Origin of the sequence: Helicobacter pylori, assembly GCA_008032955.1 — a bacterium.
In the GTDB taxonomy this organism is placed as follows: Bacteria; Campylobacterota; Campylobacteria; order Campylobacterales; family Helicobacteraceae; genus Helicobacter; species Helicobacter pylori_DC.
This window is the reverse complement of the sequence record CP032046.1, coordinates 446,912-458,011: the sequence shown is the minus strand read 5'-3', so window position 1 is coordinate 458,011 and position 11,100 is coordinate 446,912. Positions and strand designations below refer to the sequence as shown.

The following is an 11,100-nucleotide window of genomic DNA, read 5'->3' as shown; positions in this document are numbered from 1 at the left end:
ATATCATAAGGATCTTATCTTATTGATAACGACCACCAATAGGCTATTTTTTATTCTCTCTTAAAACATATAACTATAAGCCGCATGGATAAAAACGCTCTCTAAAAAATAAGAATTTTTAAAAGAATTTCTAGTCTTTGAAAAAGGGATTTTAGCCCCAAGCTCTATGCGGTGGTGGCGATCGATCGTGCTGCCAAGCCCTACATTAATTAGCCCGTTATAACCCATAAACGAACTATTTTTCATGCCTAAATGGTTGCTTTGATAAAAATACCCTATCCCAAGCCCCCCATACACCCCAAAGCTATATTTTTTATAAGTGTAAAAATCGCTTAACACGTCCATATTTAAGCTCAATAAAGAAGTGTTAATCGTGTGCAATGCGGTGGGTTTGATTGCCATAAGGTAGGAAAATTCACCCCTTAACGCTAAAGCTTTAAAAAAAGCGAATTGATACCCCCCTTTAGCCCCCCATAAAAAAGCCGTATAGGAAGAATCACTAGCCGGTTTTGGGGTTATTTTAATGGGGGCTAAACCCACCATAGCCCCAAAATAAATATGACTTTTTTTAGGCTCAAACGCCCCTAACAAACCCACCCATAGAGCCAAAATGAAAACAATCTTTTTCATTCTAAAGCTTTTTGGTTTTGATAAAACCGCTTGATTTTATCATCTATGGGAGCGAGCAAACGATAAAACACCGGCACAATGAGTAAGCTTAACACCATAGAAATCATTAAGCCCCCACTCATCGCAATCCCTATAGGGGATTTCATCGCCGCTCCATCCCCGCTCGCCAACGCTAAAGGCAGCATGCCGCAAACCATCGCAATGGTCGTCATTAAAATCGGTCTTAGACGGGTTTTGCCGGCAAATAAAATAGCTTCTTGGATATTCAAACCTTTTTTACGCTCTTCATTCGCCACATCAATTAAAAGCGTGGCGTTTTTACCCACCATACCAATGAGCAAGATCAAGCCTATCATAGAGAACATGCTCAAAGGCTGATGCACTAAACCTAGAGCGAAAAATGCCCCTGAAAAGCTTAAAGGCATGGTAACCATGATGATAAAAGGCTCTAAAATAGACTCATACAACGCCGCTAAAATCATATAGATCAACACAAACGCTGTCGCTAAAGCGATCAAAAACTCCCCATTAGTCTCTTTAGCGTTATCCGCTTCACCGGTAAATCTGTAATTCGCCCCTTCAACCAGCCATTCTTTAGTGTTTTTACTCACTTGCGTTAAAATTTCCCCTAAAGAGATACCCGCTTTAGGTTGAGCGAGCACCGTAACGCTGCGTTGGCGGTTATAACGAGAAATACTGGACGGGCTTTTAGTTTCTGCGATTTCCACTAAAGCGTCTAAAAACATCAATTTATCGTATTTATTACGCACTTGCAAGCGTTTGATGTCTTCTACAGAAACGCGCTTGTCATCAGGCACTCTAATGATCATGTCGTATTCTTTACCATCTTCTTTGAACACGCTCGCTTGAGAAGTCCCAGAGAAAGCAGAGCTCACCACTGCTCCAATGGTTTGAGCACTCACGCCGTATTTGTTGGCGTTTTGTCTTAAGATTTTGAGTTGCAGTTGCGGTTGCGATTCGCTCGTGCTCGTATGATAGCCTTCAATCTTGCCTTTTAACTCAGGGCTTTCCAATAAGAATTTTTTCAAATTCGCCACGCTTTTATCCACCGCTTCTTGAGAATGGGAAAACACAAAAGTTTGAAAAGGCGAACTATCCCCACCGCCACCTAAAAGCGAGACTTCAGAAAGATTAATAGTATCTAAACCTTTAGCTTCAGGCAAGCTTCTCAACTCTTTCCTTAAAACGCTCATCAACTCAAATTGCCCCAATTCACCCTCTTTTTTGCGCTCTTTTAAAGGCTTGAGCTGCACAAAAATCTTAGCCTTAAAAGGGTTTTGTGTGGTGCCATAACCCACTTGCAAGGTGGTGAATTCCACTTCATCATGTTTTTCAATCGCTTTTTGAAAGATCTTACTCTTTTGCGTCATGTAATCTATGCTCACGCCCGGTTTAGCCTTAAGCCACACTAAAAACCTCCCCCTATCTTCTTTCAGCATGAACTCCATACCCAATTTAGAAGCCACAAAAAGCGAACCCACAAACACCAAAACCACCGCTATAAAGATAATGAGCTTGTGGTTTAATACCCATTGGAGCAATCTGGTATAACGAGACTCTAAAGCCTTAAAAAAAGGCTCACTCCACACGTAAAAACGAGAATGCCTGGGATTGACCACCACTGAGCTTACCATAGGGATAATCGTAACGACCACCACATACGATAGAGCGATCGCTAAAGCCACCGTGATCCCAAAACTTTGGAAAAAGCGCCCGATAATGCCTTTCATGTTCCCTATAGGCACAAACACAGAGAGCAGCATCGCTGAAATCGCCACTAGAGCAAAGCCAATTTCCCTCACCCCCTCATAGCTCGCTTTGCGTTTGCTCATGCCCATTTCTAGCTTTTTATGGATGTTTTCAATCACCACAATCGCATCATCAATGATAATCCCTATCGCTAGCGTTAAAGCCACCATGGTGAGCATGTTTAATGAAAAGCCCATCCATTGGATGAGCGCAAAAGTCCCCATGATAGAAATAGGGATAGAGATCGCTGAAACGAGGGTGATCGTGCCGTTACGCAAGAACGCAAACACCACTAAAACCGCTAAAATCGCCCCTAAGATTAGATCAAATTTCACGTCTTCAATAGAGGTGCGGATATAGCTCGTGGTGTCTAAAAAGGGTCTGATTTCATAGCTAGGGCTAATGGCTTGAATGTGTTTTAACGCTTCATACACCCTATCCACGATTTCAATTTCATTCGCTCCGGCAATCTTTTGGATTTCTAAAATCACACCGGGTTTGTCTTTAAAGCTCGCAAAAGTGTTGTCTTCTTCCAAACCGATTTCAATTTTTGCAATATCGCCAAGACGCACATGGTTACCCACTTGGATCTTTTCCACATCCGCAACGCTATAACTATTCGCATTCACTAAAATAGACAATTCCCTTTGGCTATTGACAATGCGCCCCCCATCAATTTCCACATTCTCCGCTTTAAGCGTGCTGAAAAGATCAGCATAAGTGAGATTGTATTTATTCATCAAAGTGGGATCCGCATAAATCCTAATCTGGCGCTCCCTAAAGCCGTTGAGCTGCACGCCCCCTACCCCATTGATTTTTTGGAGCATGGGTTTAATGGTGTTTTTAGCGTAGTCATTAAGGGTTGTAGCTGGCACGCTTGAACTGCTCACAAACAATGAAATAATGGCTTGGCTGTCGGTATCAAATTTATTGATAGAGGGTTTTTTAATGTTGGAGTCATCAAAACGCACCGAAGAAATTTTATTCATCACATCGTTTAGGGCTTCTTCATTAGGTTTTTCTAATTCAAATTCAATGACGACGATACTCACATTTTTAGAACTCGTGGAAGTAACCTTTTTGATCCCATCAATCCCCATCACCGCTTCTTCAATCTTATCGGTTACCTTACTTTCTATGATTTCAGCACTAGCCCCAGGATAAGTCGTAGTAACCACCACCGTAGGCAAGTCAATTTTAGGGAAAAGCGCCACGCTCAATTTTTTAAACCCCATAGTCCCAAAAAAGACAATCGCCAAAGCAAACATCAAGGTCGTAATAGGACGATTAATCGCTGTTTTATACATCAAAATATCCTATTATTTCGTTTGGATAAACCCATCGCCAAAAAGCCCCACTGCCATAGGCTTAGATAAAAGGGCTTCAGCGCTCACTTTCCTGGTGTTTTCATCAACCGTGGGGTAAATCTTAGTGATTTTAGCTTCATGCTGATTGGAATCCCCATCTATAGAATAAGTGTAAGTATCCCCCACTTTGACTGCATTAATATATTTAGAATCAAATTCAATAACCAATTTCCTAGCATGGCTGACTAGTCTCAATAACACCGTGTTATTCGCGCTCACCCCTTCGCCCACTTGAATGTTTTTACTCGCTATCACGCCATCAAAAGGGGCTCTTAAAATGGTTTTATTCAATACCGCAATAGAATAAGCGTAATCCGATTCCAAACGCCTGTAAGTGAACTCATAACCCTCTAGAGTGTTTTTATCCACAGCACCCCCAATTTTGCTGTATCGTTGGTATTGCTTTTTAGCGAAAATGAGTTGTTGCTCGGTGGAATCGCTTTGAGCCTGTTTGTCTTGATTATACAAAAGCAACAAAACATCGCCCTTTTTGACCACGCTCCCCTCAGTAACCTTAATGCTATCCACAATCCCTGTGCTGTCTAAGGTGAGCTTGGAATCTTGCACCGCTTTCACGTTGAAAATCGCATACACTTTTTCGCCAGCTTCCATGCTCAAAAAACTCAAAAAAAGTCCTATTAAAATTTTTCGTATCATTTTTATCCCTTAATGCACATAGTCGTCTATTTTATGCCCGCTGTTGAAAATGTAATTGGCTTTTTGCACTTCATAATTGTTGAGCGCTAAATTGTAAGCCACTTCTGCATCAAAGCGCGTGGTTAAGCCCCTTAAATAAGTGGTGAAATCCACTAAATTAGCGTCGTATTTCCTTTTAATATTGGCAAAAGAAAGATTAGCCGCATCCAAACTAGCCTTTGAAGATTCAATCTTGGCTCTAGCAATATCAAGCGACTTTCTGTAAAGCTGTTCGTCTTTTTCTTGCTCTAGCTTTTTATACGCTAAATTCTTTTCATTCGCTAATTGGCCTAACATGATGGATTGTTTTTGCAAGCTCAAGCCTATATCATCAAAAATATTCAAAGTCGCAGTAACCCCAGCCGTGTTTTGCTGACCCGGGAAGAAGTTCCCAAAACCCCCCAAAGCGTAAGCGGGTTTTTGGATCCAAAAAAGCCATGAGTCAAACACATCTATCTTGGGGTAATAATTGAGTTGCTTGTTTTGGTATTTGAGCGCAGAAATTTGCTCCCTTAAAGAAACCAAGTCTTGCCTTTCTCTCAATTGCAAATTAGGCGCATCAATCGTGGTCTTTTTTAAATTTTTCACATTGAGATTAGTAAGATACTCCAAAGTCAAGCGGTTTTGCTCCAAAGCGAATTGCATGTCCAAAATATCGTATTCGCTCAAATTCCCTTGCGCTTTTAAGCTTTGCAAATCATCAATCGTCGTTAGCCCTTTGTCATAGAGTTTGGTAACCCTTTTAATGTCCGTTTGGATTTGCTCCAATTTCTTTTGTAAAGCGATCATGCGAGCGAGGTTATTAAAATACTCATAGTATTGTTGCACCACTTGCAAATACACGCTCTGGCGGCTATACTCTAAATTAGCCACAGTGGATCGGTAAGTCGCAGACTTTTCTTTGACATTATTCACATCGCTAAAGCCATTAAACACATTCAATGTAACTTGAGCTTGGAGTTGTTGCGTGTTATAATGCTTAAAGTTTGGGGTATCCCTGTTTTCATTTTTAAAGTTATAACTCGCGTTCAAAGTGGGCAAAAACATCGCTTTGGCGATGGTGTGGTTTTTCATCGCTTGCTTGACACTGAGTTCTTGCGCTTGCAAACTGAGATTGGTGGTAGCCCCCTTAAGCAATTCATAAAGCCCCAAAGCGGCCTTATCGCTTTTTTCATGGTATTTAGCGATCTCTTGATTGATCGTAGTCGCTGTTTCTTTGGGCGAGGGTAAAAAACCCGGTGTCGCTTCTAAAGAACTTGTCGGCGGATCAATGAGTCTTAAATTCTTATGGCTATAATTGTTAAGGATTTGCTTGATTTCATCGGGGGTTTTAGAGGGGGTTTGCGCTAGAGTGAGAGTAACACATAAGCCTAATAAGCTCATGCATCTTATAATAGTATTCATAAGTCCCCCTATCGCCTGGTTTTAGCATGCACTAATTGCACTAAATACTTCGCGTTTTCTCTGGGCAAATCCGGCAGCATCCCATGCCCTAAATTGAAAATATGCCCTCGATTGCCCATGATTTTTAAAATCCTTTCAACGCCTTCTTCTAAAGCGTTTTTATCATAGAGGCGCGTTGGCTCTAAATTCCCTTGCAAAACATACTTACCGCCTAAAATCTTTTTTGCCGCTTCTAAAGGCGTGCCCCAATCCACGCCAAACACATCAAATTCCCCATCTATGCTATCCAAATAAGCGCCAATCCCTTTAGGGAAAAGGATAACCGGAATATGGGGGTAGCGTTTTTTAAGCTCTTTAGAGATTTTTTTCAAATAATCCCAACTGAATTTCAAATACGCTTCTTTTTCTAAAGCGCTAGCCCATGAGTCAAAGATCATCACCGCATTGACCCCTGCTTGGATTTGAAGGCTCAAATACTCTATCAATTCAAGGCTTAATTTTTCTAAAAGCGCTTTTAAAACTTCAGGCTCGCTATAAAGCATTTTCTTGCTTTTGGCATACGATTTGCTCCCCTCGCCTTCTATCATGTAAGTCGCTAAAGTCCAAGGCGATCCGCAAAAACCGATTAACGCTTTCTCTTTAGAAAGCTTTTGGCGCGTTTGAGAAATCGTATCATAGACATAGTTTAGCTGTTTATAAGCCCCTACTTTTAGGCTTTCCACGCTTTTTAAATCCGTAATCGTCTCTAAAAAATGCGGCCCCTTTTTGGGGATAAACTCCAAATTCAAGCCCATTTCCAAAGGCACTACTAAAATATCGCTAAACAAAATAGCCGCATCCACGCCCAAAATCTCTACCGGCTGTAGGGTAACTTCTGTGGCTAAATCGCTATTTTTACACAATTCCAAGAAGCTCCCCGCTTTTTTACGGCTCTCTTGGTATTCGCTAAGGTAACGCCCCGCTTGCCTCATCATCCAAATGGGCGTGTAAGGTGTTTCCTTTCTAAAACATGCGTCAATGAAAATCATCATAAATCCTTAAAGGTTTGTCTGATTATGGTTTTTATACTCTATAATTGTTTTTTAAAATGAATATTTTACCCTAAAAATCTCGTAAAGTCATAAAAGGTGAAAGTGATACCGATAGAATAGATGTTCAATCGTGGCGTGCCAAAGGCTTTAGAGAATTTACTTTGGATAAAATAAAAGGGAATACCGCCCCTTGCTTCTATACTCAAGCCAAAATTTTTAGCCGCATTGAAAAACAAGCCCACGCTCCCCACTGCTGATTGGATATTGAATTGATACTTATCAATCTTAGCCCCTAAAATTTGAAGCTGATAGCCTAAGGCGATTTTAGGGATAACCCACCCCCTAAAAAGCCTAACCCCAGCCATAAACCCAGCGCTCATGAAATACGAATCGCCCATTCCTGCATCCAAATACCCCCCTAATAAAGCATTCTTTTTTAAAACATACCCTACCTGAAAGCCTAAAGAAGCGTCATGGTAAGTTTTATCCATTAAAATAGGAGAGCGGTTTTTAGGGCGGATGGGGGATCTTTTAGTCGTTTCTGCATGCTGGTAAAGATAGCCGATTTTAAAAGAGCCAAAATATTTTTTAGTAGGCTCTAAAGGTTTGAAAAAATTCCAATCCTTTTTGGCCAGTAAAACGCCTTTTAAAAGGCTTAAAATTAAAAAAAATCTAAAAATCAAAGTTTTAATTCCAATTTTTGTTTGGAAAATTCCACAATCTTTCCATGGAATCTCGCATAAAGTTGCGCTAAAGAAATGCTATTTTCATAAAGCGCTAAGGCGGCATTTAAATTCTCTTGAACGCCTTTTTCAAAAAAATGCTGCAATTCGTCATAATCTTCTATCTCTATGCCTATTTTTTTTAAAAAAAGATAGCTATATTTATCCACCACCATCACTTCTTTAGCGCACGCATAGCATAAAATCGCATCCGCACTTTCTTTGCCAACGCCCTTTTGGTCTAAAAGCCACTCTCTGGTTACTTCTTGTTTAAAATTTTCAAAACTTTGAAAGTCTTTTAAAATATTCTTACTCAAATCAATCAGTCGTTTGGCTTTTTGGTTATAAAACCCGCTAGGGCGGACACACTCTGCAAGCTTTGAAAACTCTATATAAGCGATTTTTCTAAGATTGATTTCATCATCATTTTCTAAAATGAAAGCGTTTTTTAAATTTTCTAAAGATTTCAAAACGGCTTCAAATTTAGTATTTTGCGTTAAAACCGCCCCTAGTAGAGCTTCAAATTTCAAAGCGTTAGGCCACCACCAAGCAGGGGCGTTTTTCAATAAATCCAAACTCTTTAAAGCCTTTAAAATCTCAAAACTATCCAACACAATAACCGCCTGTAATAAAAAGAAATAAAAAAAGAGTATTTTATTGAAAAAGAAGTAAAAATTAAAGCGAAAAGCCAACGCTTAAAGCGTTAGCCCCATACAAACACCTTTCTTAAAACTAAGTTAAAAGCCTTAAGATATTTTGTTGGACGGTGTTGGCTTGACTCATCGCATAGCTGCCTGATTGCGCCAAAATGTTGTTTTTGTTGAAATTCGCACTCTCTTCAGCAAAATCCACATCCCTGATTTGAGATTCAGCCGCTTTAACATTCACTTGAGTGATGCTGATGTTATTCACGGTGCTAATCATTTGATTTTGCACAGAACCTAAATCAGAGCGGACTTTATCCAACATTTTCATCGCTGATTCGGCAATATCAATCACCACCATCGCGCCTCTTAAGGTTGTAACCCCAGATCCCAAGCTTTGATTACCGCTAGCGATCACGGCGTTATAGTTCGCGCCACTAGCTGATTTGACATTAGCGTTAAAATTCCCAGTAACATCGCGCAAATTCACCGTGGTTTCTGCCACTTGAGATTCCCCAAAACCAATCGCACTAAAACCTAAATGCTGTGAGTCAGAAGCCGAAACGACATTGATGCTCTTAGCGTCTAATCGTGTGAGAGAAAGCCTTCCGTAGTTAGTAGAGCCTTTTGTTAAATCCTGACCACCATTAACCATCGTTAAAGCGCTAGGCCCATTACTGACGCTATCGGTTTTGATTTCAATCCCACGACCATCTAAACTGCGCAAATTCAAGCGCCCGTTTTGATCCGTATAAGCTTCCACGCCGGTTTCTGAAGTAACCGCATTGATCGCTGCAACTAACCTTCCGTCTGAGTCGTTTTTCTTAATGTCTGCGATATTGCCCAAACGAATCCCGTTTAAGGTTAAATTACTCAAACTTCCTGACTGGACCGCCACATCGCTCGTGGTGATAACGCTCGCATGAGCTCTAACCCCTGTTTGGTTAGAGTTCTTGTTAATCACTTCCGCTAACACGCCGATCCCCGTGCCTGCTGAACTAGAGATTTTTACGCTCTCTAAAGTTACATCATTCACGCCATCCACTTGTTTAAAAGTCAAGCTAATATCCCCAGAAGCCGTGATTAACGCACCCGTAGCGATACGAACTTGACCGATTTTATCTGAAGTGGTAGAGCCGATAGAAGCTTTAATGCTTTGGTTAGAATAAGCCCCTACTTGGAATTCTTTGTTAGTGAATTGGCCAGACAATAACGCTTGCCCGTTATAAGTAGTCGTGTTACCGATATTGTCTAAACCTTGAATCAAACGAACGATGTCAGATTGAATCGCTTTACGAGATTCTGTAGTTTGCCCGTCTTGAGCCGCTTGAGTCGCTTTAACCTTAACGGTGTCTAAGATCTTTAACTGCTCATCCATAGCCTTATCCGCAACTTGGATAATCCCCATGCCGTCATTCGTGTTGGCAATCGCTTGACCCAAACTGCTCGCTTGTGAACGCAAAGAATCCGCCACCGTCATGCCTGATGCGTCATCAGCCGCCTTATTAATCCTTAAACCTGAACTCAATCTCTCCAATGAAGTTTTAAGCGCATTTTGAGTGAGTGCGGATTGCACATGCGCATTCATCGCATTGATATTTGTATTGACCTGAAAAGCCATTGTTGTAACTCCTTGTTATAAAAAACCCAAAGGCATCCTTGCTTTTGGTTGGAACTATAATCGGTTAAAGTTTGAAATTTTAAAGGGCTTTATTTTAAAAGCGAAATTTAAAGAGGCGCAAAATTGAGATATAATAGAGAAAATTTACACCCAAATAGGTATTGAAGTGAAAAAAGCATTATACATAACAAGCAAAATAACTCTTTGGTTATTAGCGCTTTTAGGTGTTTATGCTTTAGTGATCTTTGTTATGCTTAAAGCCTATCATCAAGATAAAGGCTATATAATTTTAACATTTGGAGTAACTATAATGACAGAAGAAACCTATGAAGCCTATCTTGATGCGAATATTAAACAATTGGAAGAGATAAAAAATCAAAAGCTTAATAAAGCATTGGAATTGTGCAAACAATCAGGTCTTGTTCTCAGAAAGTTTGACGGAAAAAATTTTTCATTTGAATGCGATGAACCAAATCGCTCTAAACCCTAACGAAAAGATAGATCCTTAGAGTTTGAATTTTATGCATTAGTCGGTAGGAATGCTAGCGGGAAAAGCACGCTGATTAATTTATTGTTATGTTAGGTTTTTATACCCCAAATTCAGGTCAAATTATCATTAATAACAAATACCCATTGCAAGACTTGGAACTAAATAGCTACCATCAACAAATGAGCGCCATATTTCAAGATTTTTCTCTTTATGCTGGGTATAGCATTGATGATAATCTTTTTATGCAAAACAATATCACTAAAGAGCAATTAAAGCAAAAAAGAGAAATACTAAAATCTTTTGATGAGAATTTTCAAAATTGTCTTAATGATTGCAACAACACACTATTTGGAGCGCAATATAATGGGGTAGATTTTTCTTTAGGTCAAAAGCAACGCATAGCTACCATAAGAGCCTTTTTAAAACCAAGTAATTGCATTGTTTTAGATGAGCCAAGCAGCGCCATCGATCCTATTATGGAAAAAGAGTTTTTAGATTTTATTTTTAAAAAATCGCAATCTAAGATGGCTTTAATTATTACACACCGCATGAATAGTGTCAAGCAAGCTGATGAAATTATCGTGTTAGATCAAGGCAAACTAATAGAACAGGGCAACTTTGAAACCCTTATGAAAAAACAGGGATTATTTTACGAATTGTTTTTGAAACAACAATACTAGCGAGCGCTTAAAATGTTTGGTAATTTTGGGTATAATCTCAAAAGA

General features: G+C 39.8%; 8 protein-coding genes and 1 pseudogene. 1 reads left to right on the top strand and 8 read right to left on the bottom strand.

The features are described from left to right. Window positions 1-60 precede the first annotated feature (60 nt). The 8 genes from D2C72_02265 to D2C72_02230 form a co-directional block, all read right to left on the bottom strand. On the bottom strand, window positions 61-630 hold the full coding sequence (locus tag D2C72_02265) for an outer membrane beta-barrel protein (protein ID QEF43251.1): 570 nt from the start codon (window positions 628-630) through the stop codon (window positions 61-63). Next, window positions 627-3,707 carry an efflux RND transporter permease subunit gene (locus D2C72_02260; protein ID QEF43250.1) on the bottom strand — a complete coding sequence of 1,027 codons (3,081 nt, stop codon included), beginning with the start codon at window positions 3,705-3,707 and terminating at the stop codon, window positions 627-629. The genes D2C72_02265 and D2C72_02260 overlap by 4 nt, the downstream gene beginning before the upstream one ends. A 12-nt stretch (window positions 3,708-3,719) precedes the next feature. Beyond that, window positions 3,720-4,424, bottom strand: coding sequence for an efflux RND transporter periplasmic adaptor subunit (locus tag D2C72_02255; protein ID QEF43249.1), 705 nt, complete (start codon window positions 4,422-4,424; stop codon window positions 3,720-3,722). Window positions 4,425-4,433: 9 nt separating this feature from the next. Then, complete coding sequence (locus tag D2C72_02250) at window positions 4,434-5,867, bottom strand: TolC family protein (protein ID QEF43248.1); 1,434 nt, start codon at window positions 5,865-5,867, stop codon at window positions 4,434-4,436. Between the two features lie 8 nt (window positions 5,868-5,875). Beyond that, window positions 5,876-6,898 (bottom strand): uroporphyrinogen decarboxylase, encoded by a 1,023-nt coding sequence (locus D2C72_02245; protein QEF43247.1) that lies wholly within the window; start codon window positions 6,896-6,898, stop codon window positions 5,876-5,878. 65 nt (window positions 6,899-6,963) lie between these two features. Further along, entirely contained in the window at window positions 6,964-7,533 is a 570-nt protein-coding gene (locus tag D2C72_02240) for a hypothetical protein (GenBank protein ID QEF44165.1), read from the bottom strand. 44 nt (window positions 7,534-7,577) lie between these two features. After that, on the bottom strand, window positions 7,578-8,234 hold the full coding sequence (locus D2C72_02235) for a 3-methyladenine DNA glycosylase (protein ID QEF44164.1): 657 nt from the start codon (window positions 8,232-8,234) through the stop codon (window positions 7,578-7,580). A gap of 118 nt (window positions 8,235-8,352) precedes the next feature. After that, window positions 8,353-9,885 (bottom strand): flagellin A, encoded by a 1,533-nt coding sequence (locus D2C72_02230; GenBank protein QEF43246.1) that lies wholly within the window; start codon window positions 9,883-9,885, stop codon window positions 8,353-8,355. 91 nt (window positions 9,886-9,976) lie between these two features. Here D2C72_02230 and D2C72_02225 point away from each other — a divergent pair. Continuing rightward, window positions 9,977-11,055 (top strand): annotated as a pseudogene (locus D2C72_02225) (ABC transporter ATP-binding protein). The last annotated feature ends 45 nt before the right edge of the window (window positions 11,056-11,100 follow it).